Genomic DNA, 19288 nt, shown 5'->3' on the forward strand with positions numbered 1-19288 from the left:
GCTCCGAAGGCTCATGACACCGCAGCGCGTAGCGCGGAGGTTTTCAATTGAGCGACGAACGCGACTGGCACGACCTCGCGCGGCAGGCCGAACGCCATGGCGTGGCGCTGCGCTACCACTCGTTCTGGGGCGAGGACAAGGAAGTCCCGCCGCCGGTGATCGAGCAGGCCCTCTCGAGCATGGGCCTGCGGCACGCCTCGCCGGACACGACCGGGCTGCCGCCGGTGCAGGTGGTCACGCAGGGCGAGCACGTGCGCATCGCCTGGCGTGGCGAAGCCGGCGCCTCGCGCTGGGAACTGCAATCCGAGCAGCTGTCGATCCCGGCCTACCGTGGCCACGTCGACCGCCAGGGCGACGAATGGGTGCTGCAGCTGCCGTCGGACCTCGGCCTGGGCTACTGGACGCTCACGCTCGACGGGGACCCGAAGCGCACCTGCCTGGTCGTCTACGCGCCCAAGCGCTGCTGGGCGCCGGCCGCGCTGCAGGACGGCCAGCGCTGGTGGGGCTGCACGATCCAGCTCTATGCGCTGCGCTCGTCGCGCAACTGGGGCATCGGCGACTTCGGCGACCTGCGCCGGCTGGTGGACACGGCCGCGCGCCAAGGCGCTTCCTTCATCGGGCTGTCGCCGCTGCACGCCCTCTTCCCGCACCGGCCCGAGGTCGCGAGCCCGTACAGCCCGTCGGCCCGCACCGCGCTCAACCCGATCTACCTGGACGTGCAGGCGCTGGCCGAGCTCGCGGGGTGCGAGGAAGCACGGCGCAAGCTCCACGGCGAGGACTTCCAGGACCGCCTGCGCCGACTGCGCGAGGCCGAACTGGTCGACTACCCCGCCGTCGCCGCCGCCAAGGAGGAGATGCTGGGCATCCTCTGGCGCCACTTCGAACAGCACGAGCTGCATCCCAACCGGTCGCAGGGTGCGCACTTCGCCCGCTTCATGCGCGACCGCGAGGAGACGCTCGGCCGCCACGCGCTGTTCGAGGCGTTGCAGGCGCACCTGTTCGCGCAGGACCCCAGCGTGTGGGGCTGGCCGGCCTGGCCCGAGGCGTACAAGGACCCGGACGGCGAGGCCGTGCGCGAGTTCCGCGAGACGCAGGCGTCGCAGGTGCAGTACCGGTTCTGGCTGCAGTGGCTGTCGGAAGTGCAGCTCGAATCCGTGCAGCGCTACGCGAAGAGCCGCGGCATGGGCCTGGGCCTGTACTGTGACCTCGCGGTCGGCGTGAACGAAGGCGGCGCCGAGACCTGGGTGCAGCCGTCGCTGTTCGCGCTGGGCATGCACGTCGGCGCGCCGCCCGATCCGCTCAATGCCCTGGGCCAGGACTGGGGCCTGCCGCCGCTGAACCCGGTGCAGCTGCGCAACGCGCGCTACAAGCCCTTCATCGAGACGCTGCGCGCCAACATGCGCCACAGCGGCGCGCTGCGGCTCGATCACGTGATGGCGCTGATGCGCCTGTTCTGGATCGGCCCGCAGGGCGGCACCTACGTCAGCTACCCGTTGGACGACCTGCTGGGCATCCTCGCGCTGGAGAGCCACCGGCACCAATGCCTGGTGATCGGCGAGGACCTGGGCAACGTCGCGCCCGTGATGCGCGAGGCGATGCGCGAGCGCTGCCTGCTGTCATACCGGCCACTGCTGTTCGAGCGCACCGAGGACGGCAGCTTCCGCCCGCCAGGCGACTGGCACCCGCAGGCGCTCGCAGTCGTCAGCACGCACGACCTGCCCACCTTGCGCGGCTTCTGGCTCGGCGAGGACCTGGAGCAGCTCGCGCGGCTCGGCCTGTTCCCGGACGACCCTGCGCGCGAGCAAGCCGTCATCTCGCGCTCGCAGGACCGCGCGCGGCTGCTGATCGCCTTGCAGCACCAGGGCCTGCTGCCGCCGGACACGTCGGCGCATCCGACTTCGCTGCCCGACGCCACGCAGGCTTTCGTCGCCTCGGTGTACGCGTTCCTCGCGCGCACGCCGTGCTGGCTGGTGGGCGTGCAGCTGGAGGACGTCACCGGGCAGCTGCTGCAGGTGAACGTCCCCGGCACGACCGAGGACCGCTTCCCGAATTGGCGCCGCAAGATCTCCGTCGCGGTCGAGGACCTCGGCAGCGACGAGCGCTTCGCTGCCGTCGCCGCCGTGCTGCGCGCAGACCGCAGCGGCCCCGCGCTCGAGTCCGCCCCACCCGAACTGCCGCCGCTGGAAACCGCGCGCATTCCCGTCGCGACCTACCGCGTGCAATTCCACGAAGGCAACCGCTTCGCGGACGTCACCGAAGCCGTGCCCTACCTGCACATGCTGGGCATCAGCCACCTGTACAGCAGCCCATACCTGCGGGCCCGCCCCGGCAGCACGCACGGCTACGACATCATCGACCACACGGGACTGAACCCCGAGGTCGGCGACGAGCGCGACTTCGAGAGGATGTGCCGGGCGCTGCGCCGCCACGGCATGGGCCAGATGCTGGACCTGGTGCCCAACCACATGGGCGTGCTGGAGGCCGACAACGCGTGGTGGCTCGAGGTGCTGGAGCACGGCGAGGCGTCCGCGCATGCGCAGACCTTCGACATCGAGTGGGCGCCGGCGGCGCCCGAGATGCGCGGCCGCGTGCTGCTGCCGGTGCTGGGCGACCACTACGGGCGCGTGCTCGAGTCGGGAGAGCTGCAGTTGCACTTCGCGCCGGAGACGGGCGAGTTCGGCCTGCGCTACTGGGACCACCGCTTCCCCATCGATCCGGCGACCTACCCGGACATCCTCGCGGTGCTGCCCATCCCTCCGGCGCACGACGAAGCCGAGAGCGACAGCCACGCGGTGGTCGCGTCGGTGCTCAACTCGTTCGAGCGCCTGCCCCCGCGCGACAGCCAGGACGAGGACCAGCGGCGTGCCCGCGTGCGCGACGCCGCGATCTACAAGCGCAACCTCGCGCGCCTCGTCTCGCGCAACACCTGGCTCGCGCACTGGATCGACAGCTGCGTGCAGCGCATCAACGGCACGCCGGGTGATCCAGCCAGCTACGACCTGCTGGACAAGCTGATCGCGCGGCAGGCCTACCGCCTGGCCGACTGGCACGTGGCCAGCGACGACGTCAACTACCGGCGCTTCTTCGACGTCAACACGCTCGCCGGCCTGCGCATGGAGCGGCAGGAGGTGTTCGAGGCCACGCATGCTCGCGTGCTGCAGTGGTTGCAGGACGGCCACCTGGACGCGCTGCGCATCGACCACCCGGACGGCCTGTCGGATCCGCAGCAGTACTTCCACCGCCTGCAGTCGCGCTATGCGCACCAGGCGGAGATCTCCGGCCGCGAGCCGCGTGCCCTGTATCTCGTCGTCGAGAAGATCCTCGCCGAGCACGAGCCGCTGTCGCACCTGTGGCCGGTGCACGGCGACACCGGCTACCGCTTCGGCACGCTGGTCAACGGCCTGTTCGTCGACACGCGCCAGGTCGCGGCGCTCGACCGCGCGTACCACCAGTTCACCGGCGAGCACGAGGACTTCGGCGAGATCGCCTACCAGTGCAAGCGGCTGATCATCGGCAGCCTGCTGTTCTCCGAGCTGAACTGGCTGGTCGAGGCGATCTACCGCATCACGCGCGCCAACCGCCGCCGCTGCGACTTCACGCGCAACCGCCTGCGGCTCGCGCTGGCGGAAATCGCCGCCGGCTTCCCCGTCTACCGCACCTACCTGCGCGTGGGCGAGCCGGCCAGCGCCGCAGACCGGCGCCACATCGACTGGGCCGTCGCCTCGGCCAAGCGCCGCCTCGGCGGCTCGGAAGCCGGCGTGCTCGACCACGTGCGCGAAGTGCTGCTGGGCGAAGGCGAAGCGGCCGACGTGCCGCCCGAGCAGCGCACGCGCTTCCTCGCGCGCTGGCAGCAGTTCACCGCACCGGTGATGGCCAAGGCCATCGAGGACACGGCGTTCTACCGCTACCTGCGCCTGACCTCGCTCAACGAAGTCGGCGGCGACCCGGCCAGCTACGGCATCTCGGTCGCCGCCTTCCATGGCGCCAACCAGGCCCGCGCGCGCCATCGCCCGCACTGCCTGCTCGCCACGTCCACGCACGACAGCAAGCGCGGCGAGGACACCCGTGCGCGCATCGACGTGCTGTCCGAGGCACCGCAGCTGTGGAACGACGCGCTGCAGCGCTGGGCGGGCTGGGCCGAGCTGTACCTCGGCGACACCGACGCGGGGCCGGCGCCGTCGCGCAACGACATCTGGCTGCTGTTCCAGACCCTGGTGGGCATCTGGCCCGCGCAGCTGCCGCACGCGCAGGAGCGCGAGGACCTGCGCCAGCGCGTGCAGGACTACATGCGCAAGGCCGTGCGTGAAGCCAAGCGGCACACCAGCTGGGTCTGCCCGAACGCGTCCTACGAGGAAGCACTGGAGCGCTACGTGGACGCGATCCTGCGGCCGGGCCAGCCCAACCCCTTCGTCGACGAATTGCAGCGCTTCACCGCGCGCCTCGCGCCCTGGGGCTTCCGCAACTCGCTCTCGCAGGTGGCGCTCAAGTTCACCGTGCCCGGCGTCCCCGACCTCTACCAGGGGTGCGAGCAGTGGAACTTCAGCCTCGTGGACCCCGACAACCGCCGGCCGGTGGACTTCGGCAAGCTGGCGCGCGGCCTGGCGGAGCTGCAGGCGCATTGCCGCGACGGCATCGCGCCGCTTGCGCTGTGGACGCAACTGCAGGCGCATGCCGCCGACGGCCGCATCAAGCAGCTGGTGACGTGGCGGCTGCTGCGCCTGCGGCAGGAGCTGCCCGAGGTGTTCGAGGAAGGCACCTACTACCCGCTCCCGGTCGAAGGCCCGGCCAGCGACCACGCCGTGGCGTTCGCACGGGCGCTCGACGACCGCGCCGTGCTGGTGATCGCGACGCGCCTGGCCTGGACACTGTGCGGCGGCGAGGAATCGCGCTGGTCGCCGGCGTTGTGGGCCGGCACCGAGCTGCGCGCCGCCGAAGCGGCCGTGCTGCGCCGTTGGCCGCGCTGGCGCAACGCGCTCACCGGTGAACCGGCGCCCGGCCTGGCAGATGGCGGCTCGCTGCCCTTGCAGCCCTTGTTCGCCACCTCGGCCGGCCTGCCCTTCGTGGTCCTGGTCGGCGAAGGCGCGGAGGGCACCGCATGAAGATCCTCTTCGCGACGCCCGAGTGCGCGCCCTACGTGAAGACCGGCGGGCTGGGCGACGTCAGCGGCGCGCTGCCCGCCGCGCTCGCGGCGCTGGGCCATGACGTGCGCGTGCTGCTGCCGGCGTACCGCGGCATGCGCGTGAGCGGGGCCGTCGGCGACACGGTCGACATTGCCGCCTCCGGCTCGTGGCCCGCCGCGCAACTGCTGCCCGTGCAGTTGGAATCCGGAGTGACGATGCTGCTGCTCGCCTGCCCGGGGCTGTACCAGCGCGAAGGCGGCCCCTACGTCGATGCGAACGGTGCCGACTACCACGACAACGTGCTGCGCTTCGGGGTGCTCAGCCGGGTCGCGGCGATGCTCGGTGGGCCGGCTTCGCCGCTCGCGGACTGGCGAGCCGACGTCGTGCACGGCAACGACTGGCCGTGCGGCCTCGCCCCGCTCTACCTGGCGCAGGCACGCGTCACGGGCTCGCGCACCGCGGCCAGCGTGACGACGATCCACAACATGGCATTCCAGGGCGTCGTGCCCATGGACAACGCGGACCTGCTGGGCATCCCCGCCCTCTGGCGCGGCATCGAGGGCGTGGAGTTCTGGGGCCAGCTGTCGATGCTCAAGGCGGGCCTGCAGTACGCCGACGCGATCACCACGGTGAGCCCGACGTATGCGCGCGAAATCCAGACGCCCGAATTCGGCTGCGGCCTGGACGGCGTGCTGCGGGCGCGCGCGGACCGGCTCACCGGCATCCTCAACGGCATCGACACGCACGCGTGGAACCCGGCGCACGACCCCTTGCTGCTGCACGCGTACACGCCGGGCGACTTCGCAGGCAAGGCGAAGAACAAGGCCGCGCTGCAGAAGCAGCTGGGATTGAAGGTGGACCCGCGCGCGATGCTGTTCGGCATCGTGAGCCGGCTCACGCCGCAGAAAGGCGTGGACCTGGTGCTGCAGCACCTGGACACCATCCTCGCCGAAGGCGCGCAGCTGGCCGTGCTGGGCAGCGGCGAGGCGGGTCTGCAGCACGCGCTGTCCGAAGCGGCGGCGAAACGCCGAGGGCAGATGCACGTGACGCTGGGCTTCAACGAGCAGTTGGCGCATCGCATCGAGGCCGGCGTCGACTGCTTCCTGATGCCCTCGCGCTTCGAGCCCTGCGGCCTGAACCAGATGTACAGCCAGGCCTACGGCACGCCGCCGCTGGTGGCGAACACCGGCGGCCTGGCCGACTCCGTGCTCGATGCCACGCAGGACGAGCAGCAGGGAACCGGCTTCGTCATGCGCACGCAGGACCCCTCCGGATTCGCCGACGCACTGCAACGCGCGCGTGCGGCATTTCGCGAACCCGCGCGCTGGCGCCGCATCGCCGACAACGGCATGCGCCGCCGCTTCGGCTGGGAAGACAGCGCCCGCAAGTACCTCGAGGTGTACGGCGCGGCAATCGCGCGCGCCGGCTGCTAGGGACAGCCCGGCGGGATCTCGCCCGGGATCACCGCCTCGCCCAGGAAATCGAGGAAGCGCCGCACCGCCGGCACCATGCCGCGCCGCGAGGCGAAGACGGCGTGGATGATTCCCACAGGCGGCGCCCACCCGGGCAGCACTTCCACGAGCCGGCCACCCTCGAGGTCGCGCGCCGCGACATAGTCGGGCAGCATGGCCATTCCGAGGCCCTCGATGGCCGCGAATCGCAGCGTGAGCATGTCGTTGGCCGTGTACACCGGGCGGTGCTGCAGCTCGAACGCAGCGTCCTTCGGCCCACGCAGCTGCCACGCCGCGCGTCCATCGGCCGCCGACATGGCGACGGTGGGCACCTTGTGCAGGTCGGCGGTCGTTGCGGGGCGGCTCACCCGCTCGAGCAAGCCGGGGCTGGCGACGAGCAGCGCGCGCGTGGGGCCGAGGTTCTTCACCACCAGGCTGCCGCTGTCGTCCAGCGTGGGCCGCACGCGCAGCGCGACGTCGACGCCCTCCTGCACGACGTCGACCACGCGGTTGCTGATCTCCATGTCGATGCGCACGTGCGGGTGCAGGTGCAGGAAGCGCGGGACCAGCGGGCCGATCGTGCTCTGCGCCAGCGTGACCGGGCACGTGACGCGCACCGTGCCGCGCGGTTCGCCATGCACCAGCGCGATCGCCTCCTCGGCGGCTTCGGCCTCCTCGCGCATCGCGACGCAATGGCGATGGAATTGCTGGCCGGCTTCGGTCAGCGACAGCTTGCGCGTGGTCCGCTGCAGCAGGCGCACGCCGAGCTGCGCTTCCAGCTCGGCGATGCGGCGCGATAGGCGCGACTTGGGCAGGCCGAGCGTGCGCCCCGCGGCCGCGAATCCGCCGCGGTCGACGACCTCGGCAAAGAAGAGCATGTCGTTCAGGTCGAGCATGATTGTCCCTCGGATGGAACAATCTATCCCGTTTCTGCCGACTTATCAAACGATTGGTGTCGATCCAGAATTCAATCCAAGGCACTGATGCCGTGAATTCCAGGAGATCGACCATGAAGCTGCTGCACCTTGATTCGAGCCCGCTGGCCGCCCAGTCGGCCTCGCGCGTCCTCACCGCCCGCATCGTCGGGCAATGGCTGGCCAAGCACCCCGGCACGACCGTGGAGCGGCTGGATCTCGCCGCCGACGCACCGTCGCACCTCGACGCGGATTCGCTGGGCTTTCGCCTGCCGGCGGACGCGGAAGGCCTGACGGACGCGCAGCGCCGCGAGAACGCGGTGTCCGAGCGGCTGGTGTCGCAGTTCCTCGCGGCCGACGTCGTCGTGCTCGGTGCGCCCATGTACAACTTCAGCATCCCGAGCCAGCTGAAGGCATGGATCGACCGCATCGCGCAGGCCGGCCGCACCTTCCGCTACACCGAGAAGGGCCCGGAAGGCCTGGCCGGCGGCAAGACCGTGATCGTCGCGTCCACCCGCGGCGGCGTGCATGCCGAGGGCTCGCCGATGGAGCACCAGGAGAGCTACCTGCGCGCGATGTTCGGCTTCCTCGGAGTCACGGACGTGCGCATCGTGCGCGCCGAGGGCCTGGCGATGGGCCCCGAAGCGCGCAGCCGCGCCCTGGAGGCGGCCGAAGGCGCGATCGCGCAGCACACGGCCGACGACGAAGCGCTGGTCGACTGACCGGCGCCGGCCGGCGCGCCGCTCACATCGCGGCGTGCCGGCGCACCCACTCCACGTAGCGGTCCATCCAGGATTGCAGGAACTGCTTCGTGCTGTCCTTGCCGATCTGCCCCTTGTCGTCCAGCAGGCCTTCGTGGTTCTGCAGGAACACCTCCGGCTGGCCCAGCGTCGGCATGTCGAGGTAGGCCAGCATGTTGCGCAGGTGCTGCTGCGCGATGGCCGTGCCGATCTGCCCGATCGAGATGCCCACCACCCCGGCCGGCTTGCCGGCCCAGGCGCTCTGCCCATACGGGCGCGACGCGTGGTCGATCGCGTTCTTCAGCACGCCCGGGATCGAGCGGTTGTATTCCGGGGTGACGAACAGTACGCCCTGCGCGTTGGCGATCTCGTTCTTGAGGCGCCGCACGGGTTCCGGCGGGTTGCCGTCGTTGTCCTGGTTGTAGGGCGGCAGGTCGTCGATCCGCAGCTGCTCGAACGTGAAGCCCTGCGGCGCCATGCCGGCGAGCGCGAGGGCGAGGCGGCGGTTCAGCGAGTCCTTGCGCAGGCTGCCAACCACCACGGCGATGCGATAGGTGTCCATGGGGAAAGTCTTCCGGAGTCGAGGTCCCATGATGGCGTGCTGCACCGCGCGCGTGTGGCGCGGCCGCGCAGGCATCAACACCGGCCTACAGCAAGTCGCCACGGCTGCGCTTGCTACAGTCGCGCAGCCATGCAATTCCTGCTCGTGTTCGCCGTCGCGCTCATGGCCGGCACCGTCGGTGGCGTGGTGGGGACCGGCTCGTCGATCATCCTCATGCCCGTGCTCGTGCTGGCGTACGGGCCGCTGGCGGCCGTGCCCATCATGGCGATCGCCGCCCTGCTGGGAAACATCGGGCGCGTGATCGCCTGGCGGCGCGAACTGGCGTGGCGGTCCGCCGGGGCGTACTGCATCACTGCCGTTCCTTGCGCCGCGCTGGGCGTGCACACGCTGCTGTCGGTGCCCGCCGGGCTGATCGAATCGGTGCTCGGCGTGTTCTTCCTGTCGATGGTGTTCGTGCGCCGCTGGCTGGCACGGCACGAATGGAAGCTGCGCGACGTGCACCTGCTGCTGCTGGGCGCGCCGATGGGATTCCTCACCGGCTTCGTCGTCTCGACCGGGCCGCTGACGATTCCGATTTTCACCGCCGCCGGGCTTGAGCGTGGCGCGCTGCTGGGCACCGAGTCGCTCGGTTCGGTGGCGGTCTACGCCGCCAAGATCGTGGCGTTCCAGGGTTTCGGCGCCCTGCCCTGGTCCGTGGGCTTGAGCGGCCTGCTTGCGGGCTCCGCGATGATGGCCGGGTCGTTCATCGGGCGGCACGTGGTGCTGCGCATCGCGCCGTCGGCGTTCCGCCTGCTGATCGACGCGCTGATGGTGCTGTCGGGACTGACGCTGCTGTGGGCCGCGGCTCGCTGAGGGCGCAGCCCCCAGGCACTCGCGGTGGTCCGCAGGAACGCCGATGCGGATGCGGGCAGGGCCATGGTGTTCATTTGCGCGCGTAGACCTGGTCGAAGCTGCCGCCGTCGGCGAAGTGCTCCTTGTCCGCCTTCGCCCAGCCGCCGAAGGCCTGGTCGATGGTGAACAGCGGGATCTTCGGAAACTGCTTCGCGTACCTGGCCTGCGCCTGCTTCGAAATGGCGGGCCGGTAGAAGTTCTTGCCGATGATGTCCTGGCCTTCCTCGGAATACAGGTACTTGAGGTACTCCTCGGCCAGCTGTCGCGTGCCGCGCTTGTCGACCACCTTGTCGACCACGGTGACCGCGGGCTCGGCGAGGATCGATACCGACGGCGCGACGACGTCGAACCTGGCGCCGAACTCCTTCTCCAGCAGGAACGCCTCGTTCTCCCAGGCGATGAGCACGTCGCCCTGGCCACGCTGCGCGAACGTGATGGTCGAACCGCGTGCGCCGGTGTCGAGCACGGGCACGTTGGAGAACAGGCGCGCGACGAAGTCCTTCGCCTTCGCGTCGTCACCGCCCTTGCGCCGGGCGTACTCCCACGCGGCCAGGTAGTTCCAGCGCGCGCCGCCGGACGTCTTCGGGTTCGGCGTGATCACGCTGATGCCGGGCCGGGCCAGGTCGTCCCAGTCCTGGATGCCCTTCGGGTTGCCGCGGCGCACGACCAGCACGATGGTGGACGTGTACGGCGACGCGTTGTTCGACAGGCGCTTCTGCCAGCCTTCCTTCACCCAGCCGCCATGCCTGACGAGCGCGTCGGTGTCGCCGCCCAGGGCGAGGGTCGCGACGTCTGCTTCCAGCCCGTCGATGATCGAGCGCGCCTGCTTGCCCGAGCCGCCATGCGACTGCCTGACGACCACGTCCTGGCCGGTCTTCGCCTTCCAGTACCTCGCGAACGCCTGGTTGTACTCCGCGTACAGCTCGCGCGTGGGGTCGTACGACACGTTCAGCAGCGTCAAGGGCGGTGCCTGCGCGAAGGCGGCAGGCAATGCGCCGCCGACGGCGAGTGAGAGGGGAAACTTGATAAAGTCGCGGCGAAGGCTCATTGGGAAACTCCCGTTCGTGAATGGATGGGGCGCATTCTTCGAGCCGATCGCACGCAAGGGAACGATTGAGTTCTCACTTGTTTATCCGCATAAGCTAATCGAACGAGGAGCCCGCGCCGTGGCCCGCACCGTCCAATGCATCAAGCTCGGCCGCGAAGCCGAGGGACTCGACTTCCCGCCGTATCCCGGCGAGCTCGGCAAGCGCCTGTACGAGAGCGTCAGCAAGGAAGCCTGGGCCGCCTGGCTCAAGCACCAGACCATGCTGGTGAACGAGAACCGGCTGAACCTCGCGGACCAGCGCGCTCGCGAGTACCTCAAGCGCCAGATGGAGCAGCACTTCTTCGGCAGCGGCGCCGACGTGGCCCAGGGCTACGTGCCTCCCAGCACCTGAGCGCCGCATGGCCGAGCGCGTGGTCGGCAGCTTCGCCCAAGCCCGCCACGTCTTCCTCGAGGGCTGCGGGCTGCCGCAGGCCTGGGCCGGCCAGCGCCAGTGGCGCATCCTCCAGGCCGGCTTCGGCGCCGGGCTGAACTTCCTCGCCGCGTGGCGCGCGTGGAAGGACGATCCGTCGCGGCCCGGCCTGCTGCACTTCTGTTCGATCGAAGCGTCCCCCTCGCCTGCGGACGCCATCGTCCTCGGCGCGCAGGAGGACGACGCGCTCCTGCCGCTCGCACGCGAGCTCGCTGCGCAATGGTGGGGACTGCTACCCGGCGTGCATCGGCTTGCGTTCGAGGATGGCCGGGTGCTGCTGACGCTGTGCATCGGCGATGCGCGCGAGCAGGTGCAGCAGCAGGCGTTCGCGGCCGACAGCGTGTTCCTGCGTGACACGGCGGACCTTCCCACGCTGAAAGCCGTCACGCGCTTGTGCCGGCGTGGAATGCGGCTTGCGACGCCGGATGTTCCCGACCAGGTGCGCCGCGACCTGCACCAGTGCGGCTTCGTCATGGAGAGCCGCGAGCGCGTGGGCCTCGCAGGCCGCTTCGATCCGTCATGGCAGGTGCGCGAAGGCGCGACGCAGCTTGCACCGTCCACCGCCATCGTCATCGGCGCCGGCCTCGCGGGCGCAGCGGCCGCGGCCTCGCTCGCGCGTCGCGATTGGGACGTGCACGTGCTCGACGCAGCGACCGAGCCGGCGCAGGGCGCGTCCGCCCTGCCCGCCGGCCTGCTGGCTCCGCACGCCTCACCCGACGACAACCTGCTGTCGCGCCTGTCACGCGCCGGCGTGCGCATGACGCTGCGCGAAAGCGAGATGCGCCTGCGGGCGGGCGAAGACTGGTCGCGCAGCGGCGCCCTGGAGCGGCGCGCCGACCGGGCGGCCGCCGACCTGGGCACGGACGGCCAGCCGTGGCAAGCCGCCCGTGCCGACGGCCTGTGGCACGCCGCCGCCGCGTGGATCAAGCCGGCGACGCTCGTGCGCGCCTGGCTGGCGACGCCGGGCGTGCGTTGGACCGGTGCTGCGCGAGTGACGTCGATCGAGGCTCGCGAACCGGGCTGGCGCGTGCACCTGGCCGATGGCACGCAGCACGACGCGACGCTGGTCGTCGTGGCCGCGGCACTTGGCAGCGCCGCCCTGTTGCCCGCCTTGCAGTTGCACGCCGTGCGGGGCCAGGTGAGCTGGGACCTCCACGACGGACCTGCGCTCACGCCGGCGCCCGTCAACGGCAACGGCCACTTCCTTCCCGACGTGCCGCTCGCGGGCGGGCGCGCCTGGCTCAGTGGATCGACCTACGGACGCGGCGACCTCGACACCCAGCCGCGGCACGAGGACCAGCTCGCGAATCTCGAGCGGATGCGCTCGTTGCTGCCCGACGTCGCGGCGCAGCTGGCGGATCGCATCAAGCGGGGGGAAGCCAAGGCGTGGTGCGGCGTGCGCTGCGCCTCGTCGGACCGGCGGCCGGTGGTCGGCGAGCTCGCGCCGGGCCTGTGGGTGAGCACCGCGATGGGATCGCGCGGCCTCACGTTCGCGCACCTCGCCGCGGAACTGCTGGGGGCACGGCTGCACGCGGAGCCGCTGCCTTTGCCCGTACGCCTGGTGCAGGCCCTGGACGCCAACCGCTAGACGCGATCCAGCAGCGCCTTCAGGCGCGCGGGATTCGGCGGCGACCCGGGGGCGGTCTCGACGCCGGCCATCCACGCCTTCAGCCGCTCGGACGTCCCGCTGCTTCCTTGCGTGACGATCAGGTGCGGGATGCGCGGCTTCGCGCCTTTCAGCTGCCGCGCGAGCGACCAGCCACCGTCGGCCGGCAGTTGAAGGTCCACGAGGGCGACGTCGTAACGCTGCTGCCTCGCAAGTTCTAGTGCGTCGGGCACCGTCTCGGCTTCGTCGGCCTGCGTGAGCCCGGACAGCGCGAGGCGCGCACGGAGATAAAGACGGTGGTCGCGATCGGCGCTGGCGATCAGCACGCGGCGCGCCTCCGCAGCGTCGAGCGGGGCCGGCCGCGAGAAGTCCAGGTCCACCAGCGTCGCCGGCTGCACCAGGTCGTCCATCGCAGCGACGACCGCGGCCCAGTCCACCGGGCGCGGGAAGCACAGCACCGCCTGCGGGGGTTGCCCGTCGCCGATCCAGACCATGCGCATCCCCGCGTTGCTGGGCGATTCGAGCTCCAGCACCGCTTCGTACGACTGGCTGTCGATCAGGGTGAGGTCCGGCGTGCCGCCGCCTTCCCAGGGCAGGTAGGCGATCTCGCGGCCTTCCGACAGGCGCAGCAGCGTCCTGAGGGAATGCCGCTCCACGTCCGTGAAGCCCACCACCCGCACCGAAACCGTCCTGGCCATCGTGTGTTCCCCTCCGGCGCTCGCGTGGGCGCCCCTTGCACGGGGCGTTGCCTGATCGGCCCGCAACCCGCGTCCATCCTGGTGCATAAGCTTATCCGCATAACGCGCGAAGAAAAATATCGTTGGTATTCATGACGGCCGCTCCTAGAGTCGCCGTCCCATGTACCAGTACACCGAGTTCGACAAGGCGTTCGTGCGTGCACGCGCGGCGCAATTCCGCGACCAGCTCGAACGCTGGCAGGCCGGCAGCCTGGGCGACGACGAATTGCGGCCCCTGCGCCTGCAGAACGGCTGGTACATCCAGCGGTTCGCGCCGATGGCGCGCATCTCGGTGCCGTACGGCGAGCTGTCCAGCACGCAACTGCGGGCGCTCGGGCGCGTCGCGCGGGAGTACGACCGGCCCGATCCGGACCTGCTGCGCGACGCGCAGGAGCGCCAGCTCGCCCTCGGTCCCGTGCCGGTGCCGGGCACGGACCGGCAGGTGCAGTCCATCCTGAAATCGGGCTATGGCCATTTCACGACACGGACCAATGTGCAGTTCAACTGGATCCCGATCACCCGGGCAGCGGACGTGATGGAACTGCTGGCCGAGGTCGGCATGCACGGCATCCAGACCAGCGGCAACGCGATCCGCAACATCACGACCGAGGCGCTCGCCGGCATCGCCGAGGACGAGATCGCCGACCCGCGGCCGTTCGCCGAAATCATCCGCCAATGGGCGGCGCTGCATCCGGAGTTCGCCTTCCTGCCGCGCAAGTTCAAGATCGCCCTGAACGGCGCGAAGGAAGACCGCGCGGCGCTGGGCTGGTACGACATCAGCCTGCAGGCCGTGCGCAACGAAGCCGGCGAGCTGGGCTTCCAGGTGCAGGTGGGCGGCGGCATGGGCCGCACGCCGGTGATCGGCACGGTGGTGCGCGCGTTCGTGCCGTGGCAGCACGTGCTGAGCTACCTCGAGGCCTGCATCCGCGTCTACAACCAGTACGGTCGCCGCGACAACGTCTGGAAGGCCCGCATCAAGATCCTCGTCAAGTCCGAGGGCCAGGCGTACATCGACAAGGTCGAGGAGGAATTCCGGCAGATCCTCGAGATCGACGGCGCGCCGCACACGATCACGCAGGCTGAACTCGATCGCGTCGCCGCGCAGTTCGTCGCGCCGGCGCTGGAGCGTCCGCAGCGCGACGCAGCTTCGCAGCGGGTGCACGAGATCATCCGCGCCGACGCCGAGGCCGACCCGCTGTACGACCGCTGGCTGCAGCGCAACGTGCTGCCGCACCGCGACCCGCAGCGGCGCGCCGTGGTGCTGTCGTTCAAGCGCCTGGGCCAGAACCCCGGCGACTGCACGGCCGACCAGTTCGACGCGATCGCGGACCTGGCCGAGCGCTTTTCCGCCGGCGAGGCCCGCGTGACGCACGAGCAGAACCTGCTGCTGCCCTGGGTGCACCAGGACGACCTGCCCGAGCTGTGGGCTGCCGCGCGCAAGCTGGGGCTCGCCCGGCCCAACATCGGCCTCATCACCGACATGATCGCGTGCCCGGGCGGCGACTTCTGCTCGCTGGCCAACGCACGTTCGCTGCCGATCGCCGAGGCGATCACCGAGCGCTTCCAGGACCTCGACGAGGAACACGACATCGGCGAGATCGACCTGAATTTCTCGGGGTGCATCAACTCGTGTGGGCACCACCACGCGGGCCACATCGGCATCCTCGGCGTCGACAAGGATGGCCAGGAGTGGTACCAGGTCACGCTGGGCGGCTCCAACGGCTCCGACCTGTCCGGCCCCGCCGGTCCCGGCAAGATCGTCGGCCCGTCGTTCGCCAAGGAAGAAGTGCCCGGCGTCATCGAGGCGCTGATCGACACCTACCGGCAGCTGCGCCAGTCGGCCGGCAACGGCAAGGCCGAAACGTTCATCGCGACCCTGCGCCGCGTCGGCCACGAGCCGTTCAAGGCGGCCGCCAATGCGGCGCGCTTCGTCGAGCGGGAGGTGGCGTGATGCAGCGTGGGTTGAATCTCCTGCAAGCCGGCGCGGTCGAGGACGATGGCGCCAAGGTGCTGGTCGTCACGAACGACACCGACGTGGCGCACCTCGTGCTCGACGGCGTCGAGCGCATCGAGCTGCAGTTCCCGAAGTTCACCGACGGCCGGGCGTACAGCCAGGCGTACCTGCTGCGCCGGCGCCGCAAGTTCGCGGGCGACATCCGCGCCACCGGCGACGTGCTGGTCGACCAGCTGGTGCAGATGCAGCGCACGGGCTTCTCCAGCGCCGTGCTCAAGGACGGCAAGGAAGTGGCCGAGGTGCCGCGCCAGTTCGAGCGCTTCCCCGGCTTCTACCAGGCTGACCTGGTGGTGCCGCAACCGCACTTCGCACGCTGACATGGGAGCCATCGACCTCCACGCGCGACCGTCGCCGGATTTCGAACGCAAGCTGCGCGAGACCGAGGAATTGCTGGTGCGCGCCGCCGCCGAGTTCTCGCCGTTGGTGCAGGCCAGCAGCCTGGGCGCGGAAGACACGGTGCTCACGCACCTGGCCGCCCAGCTGGAGCTCGACATCCCGGTCGTCGTGCTCGACACCGGACTGCTGCATCCGGAGACGCTGGACCTGCTCGAGCGCCTGACGGCGACATCGCGCGCGCCGGTGCGCGTCTACCAGCCGGTGCAGGAATCGGTGGTCCACTTCGTCGCCCGCGAAGGCAAGGACGCGATGTACCGCAGCGTCGAGCTGCGCAAGTCGTGCTGCCACCTGCGAAAAGTGGAACCCCTGGCGCGCGCCCTGGAAGGCCAGCGCGCCTGGATCACGGGCCTGCGCCGCGAGCAATCCGCCGCGCGCGCCGAGGTGCCGCTGGTGGACCGCAGCGAGCCCCGCACCAAGTTCAACCCGCTGGCCGCGTGGACCTGGGGTGACGTGTGGCACTACATCGGCGCGAACGGCGTCGACTACCACCCGCTGCACGACCAGTTCTTCCCGAGCATCGGCTGCGCGCCGTGCACGCGCGCGATCAGCCTGGGCGAGGACTTCCGCGCCGGGCGCTGGTGGTGGGAGGAGGAGAACGCCAAGGAATGCGGTCTCCACGTGAAGGACGAATCGCAAGGAGTGCCGGCATGAACGCCCGCGTCGACCCACAGTTGCTGTCGAGGGTGTCCAACCGCCACCTGGACGCGCTCGAGGAGGAAGCCATCTTCGTGCTGCGCGAGGTCGCGGCCGCGTTCGAGCGTCCCGCGCTGCTGTTCTCGGGCGGCAAGGATTCGCTGGTGCTGCTCAAGTGCGCCGAGAAGGCATTCGGTTCCGGCCGCCTTCCCTACCCGCTGCTGATGATCGACACCGGGCACAACTTCCCGGAAGTCACGGCGTTCCGCGACCGGCGCGCGAAGGAACTCGGCGCCGAGCTGGTCGTGCGCAGCGTGGAGGACTCCATGCGGCGCGGCACCGTGCGCCTGGCCTACCCGGGCGAATCGCGCAACGCGCACCAGTCGGTGACGCTGCTGGAGGCGATCGAGGAATTCCGCTTCGACGCCCTCATCGGCGGCGCCCGCCGGGACGAGGAGAAGGCACGTGCCAAGGAACGCGTGTTCTCGCATCGGGATTCCTTCGGCCAGTGGCAGCCCAAGTCGCAGCGCCCCGAGTTGTGGACGCTGTTCAACACCCGCCTGCAGCCCGGCGAGCACTTCCGCGTGTTCCCGATCTCCAACTGGACCGAGCTCGACGTGTGGCAGTACATCGAGCGCGAAGCCGTCGAGCTGCCATCGCTCTACTACGCGCACCGGCGCGAGGTCGTGGAACGCCGCGGCCTGCTGGTGCCGGTGACCGAACTGACGCCGCCGCGCGACGGCGAGGAGGTGGTGACGCGCACGGTGCGGTTCCGCACCGTCGGCGACATCACCTGCACCTGCCCGGTCGCGAGCACGGCCGCGAGCGCGGCCGACGTGGTCGCCGAGACGATCGCCGCCGACGTGAGCGAACGGGGCGCGACGCGCATGGACGACAAGACGTCGGACGCGTCGATGGAGAAGCGCAAGAAGGACGGGTATTTCTGATGGATGCGGTGGTTTCTTCCGAAGTCGGGGTGGATCCCGGCCTTCGCCGGGATGACGAAGCCTCGCGCGGCGACGCCGCGCTGCGCTTCATCACGTGCGGGTCCGTCGACGACGGCAAGAGCACGCTGATCGGCCGGCTGCTGGTGGACAGCAAGGCCGTGCTGCAGGACCAGCTGGCCGGCGTGCATCGCGCCGGCGCCGTCGACCTCGCGCTGCTCACCGACGGCCTCAGCGCCGAGCGCGAACAGGGCATCACCATCGACGTCGCCTACCGCTACTTCGCGTCGCCGCGGCGCAAGTTCGTCATCGGCGACACGCCGGGCCACGTGCAGTACACCCGCAACATGGTCACGGCGGCCTCGGGTGCGGATGCGGCTGTGGTGCTGGTGGACGCGACCAAGCTGCAATGGCGCGACGCGCAACCGGCGCTGCTCCCCCAAACGCGGCGCCATGCGCTGCTGGTGGACCTGCTGCGCGTGCCGTCGATCGTGTTTGCGATCAACAAGCTCGACGCGGTCGAGGATCCCGCGCTCGCTTACCGCCACATTGCCGGTGCGCTCGCAGCGTTCTCGCATGCCGCGGGCATCCAGCCGCGGGCGGTCGTGCCGCTGTCGGCGCTGCAGGGTTTCAACGTCGTGCAGCCCGCCGCCGGGTGGGCCGGCTATGTCGGTCCCTCCCTGCTGCAGTTGCTCGAGACCCTGCCCGCGACGACCGCGGAAGCCGACCAGGGCTTCGCGTTCCCCGTGCAGTGGGTCGAGAAGTTTTCGGAGTCCGCCGAGACCGCGCAAGGCCGTCGCGTGTTCTGGGGCCGCGTGGCCACCGGGACCGTGCAGCCGGGCGACGCCGTGCGCGTGATGCCGTCCGGGCAAGCCGCCGTCGTGGCGCAGGTGCTGGACGCCGTGCGGCGTCCCACCCGCGGCATCGCCGGCCACAGCGCCGGCATCGTGCTGGACCGCGAGGTGGACATCTCGCGTGGCGACTGGCTGCTCGCGCACGACGCGCCAGCAGCCGTGCGCGAGGTCACGGGCACCGTCGCCTGGCTCGACGACGAGCCGCTGGTGGCCGGACGCACGTACTGGGCCCTGCACGGCCACCGCTGGGTCAAGGCGCGCGTGCAGCGCGTGGTGCACCAGCTCGACGTGCAGACGCTGGCCGAACAGGAGGCGGAAGCCCTGCCTCCGAACGGCATCGGCGTGGTGAAGCTGGTGCTGCAGGAGCCGCTGGCGACGCGGCCGTTCGCGAAGGCCCGCGTGCCCGGTTCGCTGGTGCTGGTCGACACGGCCACCCACAGGACGTCGGGGGCCCTGCTGGTGCGTTGAGCCCGGCCCTGCCGCAGTGACCCTGCGAGCGCCATCCCATCCGCGCCGGAAGGGCCATGGCCGCTGGCTAAAATCGGGGTTTCCCCCAAGCATCACTCGCACCCTGCCACCATGACCCACGTCGTCACCGAACAATGCATCCGCTGCAAGTACACCGACTGCGTGGACGTGTGCCCCGTGGACTGCTTCCGCGAAGGGCCGAACATGCTGGTGATCGACCCGGACGAGTGCATCGATTGCGCCGTGTGCATCCCCGAATGCCCGGTCAATGCGATCTACGCCGAGGAGGACGTGCCTGCCGACCAGGTGCAGTTCACCAAGCTGAATGCGGAACTGGCCCGCGCACCGGGCTGGAAGAGCATCACCAAGCGCAAGCCGGCCCTGCCGGACGCGGATGAATGGAAGGACAAGCCGGGCAAGCTGCAGGAGCTGGCCCGCTGA

At 70.4% G+C, this 19288-nt stretch carries 16 protein-coding genes; 12 read left to right on the forward strand and 4 right to left on the reverse strand.

Annotated elements, in window-relative coordinates:
• Positions 1 to 47: 47 nt before the first annotated feature.
• Entirely contained in the window at positions 48 to 5099 is a 5052-nt protein-coding gene (locus tag I8E28_RS12995) for a malto-oligosyltrehalose synthase (protein ID WP_200788475.1), read from the forward strand.
• A complete protein-coding gene (gene glgA / locus I8E28_RS13000; protein ID WP_200788476.1) occupies positions 5096 to 6553 on the forward strand; it encodes a glycogen synthase GlgA in 1458 nt (485 codons plus the stop codon). Before I8E28_RS12995 ends, glgA begins: the two co-directional genes overlap by 4 nt.
• Here the strand turns inward: glgA and I8E28_RS13005 are convergent.
• The gene (locus tag I8E28_RS13005; protein ID WP_200788477.1) at positions 6550 to 7467 is read right to left on the reverse strand and encodes a LysR family transcriptional regulator; all 918 of its coding nucleotides are present in this window, start codon (positions 7465 to 7467) and stop codon (positions 6550 to 6552) included. The genes glgA and I8E28_RS13005 overlap by 4 nt on opposite strands.
• A 113-nt stretch (positions 7468 to 7580) precedes the next feature.
• Here I8E28_RS13005 and I8E28_RS13010 point away from each other — a divergent pair, with 113 nt between their 5' ends.
• The gene (locus tag I8E28_RS13010; RefSeq protein ID WP_200788478.1) at positions 7581 to 8207 is read left to right on the forward strand and encodes an FMN-dependent NADH-azoreductase; all 627 of its coding nucleotides are present in this window, start codon (positions 7581 to 7583) and stop codon (positions 8205 to 8207) included.
• A 22-nt stretch (positions 8208 to 8229) separates the two neighbouring features.
• Here the strand turns inward: I8E28_RS13010 and I8E28_RS13015 are convergent, their stop codons facing one another.
• Complete coding sequence (locus tag I8E28_RS13015) at positions 8230 to 8787, reverse strand: NADPH-dependent FMN reductase (RefSeq protein ID WP_200788479.1); 558 nt, start codon at positions 8785 to 8787, stop codon at positions 8230 to 8232.
• Between the two features lie 129 nt (positions 8788 to 8916).
• On the opposite strand from I8E28_RS13015, the gene I8E28_RS13020 reads away from it, so the two are divergent.
• Entirely contained in the window at positions 8917 to 9639 is a 723-nt protein-coding gene (locus I8E28_RS13020) for a sulfite exporter TauE/SafE family protein (RefSeq protein ID WP_200788480.1), read from the forward strand.
• A gap of 70 nt (positions 9640 to 9709) precedes the next feature.
• Here I8E28_RS13020 and I8E28_RS13025 read toward each other — a convergent pair whose 3' ends face one another.
• A complete protein-coding gene (locus tag I8E28_RS13025) occupies positions 9710 to 10726 on the reverse strand; it encodes a sulfate ABC transporter substrate-binding protein (RefSeq protein ID WP_200788481.1) in 1017 nt (338 codons plus the stop codon).
• Between the two features lie 118 nt (positions 10727 to 10844).
• Here I8E28_RS13025 and I8E28_RS13030 point away from each other — a divergent pair, with 118 nt between their 5' ends.
• Both I8E28_RS13030 and mnmC1 read left to right on the forward strand, forming a co-directional pair.
• Positions 10845 to 11117, forward strand: a complete 273-nt coding sequence (locus I8E28_RS13030) for an oxidative damage protection protein (protein WP_200788482.1) — start codon at positions 10845 to 10847, stop codon at positions 11115 to 11117.
• A 7-nt stretch (positions 11118 to 11124) separates the two neighbouring features.
• Entirely contained in the window at positions 11125 to 12783 is a 1659-nt protein-coding gene (mnmC1, locus tag I8E28_RS13035) for an FAD-dependent 5-carboxymethylaminomethyl-2-thiouridine(34) oxidoreductase MnmC1 (protein ID WP_200788483.1), read from the forward strand.
• Here the strand turns inward: mnmC1 and I8E28_RS13040 are convergent.
• The gene (locus I8E28_RS13040) at positions 12780 to 13499 is read right to left on the reverse strand and encodes a response regulator transcription factor (RefSeq protein WP_200788484.1); all 720 of its coding nucleotides are present in this window, start codon (positions 13497 to 13499) and stop codon (positions 12780 to 12782) included. The two genes, mnmC1 and I8E28_RS13040, sit on opposite strands and share 4 nt — an antisense overlap.
• A 160-nt stretch (positions 13500 to 13659) precedes the next feature.
• On the opposite strand from I8E28_RS13040, the gene I8E28_RS13045 reads away from it, so the two are divergent.
• The 6 genes from I8E28_RS13045 to fdxA all read left to right on the forward strand — a co-directional run bounded on the left by I8E28_RS13045 (position 13660) and on the right by fdxA (position 19288).
• On the forward strand, positions 13660 to 15489 hold the full coding sequence (locus tag I8E28_RS13045) for a nitrite/sulfite reductase (RefSeq protein WP_200788485.1): 1830 nt from the start codon (positions 13660 to 13662) through the stop codon (positions 15487 to 15489).
• Entirely contained in the window at positions 15489 to 15869 is a 381-nt protein-coding gene (locus tag I8E28_RS13050) for a DUF934 domain-containing protein (protein ID WP_200788486.1), read from the forward strand. The genes I8E28_RS13045 and I8E28_RS13050 overlap by 1 nt, the downstream gene beginning before the upstream one ends.
• A 1-nt stretch (position 15870) precedes the next feature.
• Positions 15871 to 16599 (forward strand): phosphoadenylyl-sulfate reductase, encoded by a 729-nt coding sequence (locus I8E28_RS13055; RefSeq protein ID WP_200788487.1) that lies wholly within the window; start codon positions 15871 to 15873, stop codon positions 16597 to 16599.
• Positions 16596 to 17528, forward strand: a complete 933-nt coding sequence (cysD, locus tag I8E28_RS13060; protein ID WP_200788488.1) for a sulfate adenylyltransferase subunit CysD — start codon at positions 16596 to 16598, stop codon at positions 17526 to 17528. Before I8E28_RS13055 ends, cysD begins: the two co-directional genes overlap by 4 nt.
• On the forward strand, positions 17525 to 18847 hold the full coding sequence (locus I8E28_RS13065) for a sulfate adenylyltransferase subunit 1 (RefSeq protein ID WP_420850242.1): 1323 nt from the start codon (positions 17525 to 17527) through the stop codon (positions 18845 to 18847). Before cysD ends, I8E28_RS13065 begins: the two co-directional genes overlap by 4 nt.
• Before the next feature lie 111 nt (positions 18848 to 18958).
• Positions 18959 to 19288 carry a ferredoxin FdxA gene (gene fdxA / locus I8E28_RS13070; protein WP_200788490.1) on the forward strand — a complete coding sequence of 110 codons (330 nt, stop codon included), beginning with the start codon at positions 18959 to 18961 and terminating at the stop codon, positions 19286 to 19288.

It is taken from the genome of Ramlibacter algicola, assembly GCF_016641735.1.
Taxonomy (GTDB): Bacteria; Pseudomonadota; Gammaproteobacteria; order Burkholderiales; family Burkholderiaceae_C; genus Ramlibacter; species Ramlibacter algicola.

Excerpts from the sequence above, each read along its gene's own strand:
- cysD (WP_200788488.1), top strand. The coding sequence starts at position 16,596 with ATGAACGCCCGCGTCGACCCACAGTTGCTGTCGAGGGTGTCCAACCGC.
- glgA (WP_200788476.1), top strand. The coding sequence starts at position 5,096 with ATGAAGATCCTCTTCGCGACGCCCGAGTGCGCGCCCTACGTGAAGACC.
- I8E28_RS13020 (WP_200788480.1), top strand. The coding sequence starts at position 8,917 with ATGCAATTCCTGCTCGTGTTCGCCGTCGCGCTCATGGCCGGCACCGTC.
- I8E28_RS13040 (WP_200788484.1), bottom strand. The coding sequence starts at position 13,499 with ATGGCCAGGACGGTTTCGGTGCGGGTGGTGGGCTTCACGGACGTGGAG.
- I8E28_RS13045 (WP_200788485.1), top strand. The coding sequence starts at position 13,660 with ATGTACCAGTACACCGAGTTCGACAAGGCGTTCGTGCGTGCACGCGCG.
- I8E28_RS13005 (WP_200788477.1), bottom strand. The coding sequence starts at position 7,467 with ATGCTCGACCTGAACGACATGCTCTTCTTTGCCGAGGTCGTCGACCGC.
- I8E28_RS13010 (WP_200788478.1), top strand. The coding sequence starts at position 7,581 with ATGAAGCTGCTGCACCTTGATTCGAGCCCGCTGGCCGCCCAGTCGGCC.
- I8E28_RS13025 (WP_200788481.1), bottom strand. The coding sequence starts at position 10,726 with ATGAGCCTTCGCCGCGACTTTATCAAGTTTCCCCTCTCACTCGCCGTC.
- I8E28_RS13055 (WP_200788487.1), top strand. The coding sequence starts at position 15,871 with ATGGGAGCCATCGACCTCCACGCGCGACCGTCGCCGGATTTCGAACGC.
- mnmC1 (WP_200788483.1), top strand. The coding sequence starts at position 11,125 with ATGGCCGAGCGCGTGGTCGGCAGCTTCGCCCAAGCCCGCCACGTCTTC.
- I8E28_RS13050 (WP_200788486.1), top strand. The coding sequence starts at position 15,489 with ATGCAGCGTGGGTTGAATCTCCTGCAAGCCGGCGCGGTCGAGGACGAT.
- fdxA (WP_200788490.1), top strand. The coding sequence starts at position 18,959 with ATGACCCACGTCGTCACCGAACAATGCATCCGCTGCAAGTACACCGAC.
- I8E28_RS13015 (WP_200788479.1), bottom strand. The coding sequence starts at position 8,787 with ATGGACACCTATCGCATCGCCGTGGTGGTTGGCAGCCTGCGCAAGGAC.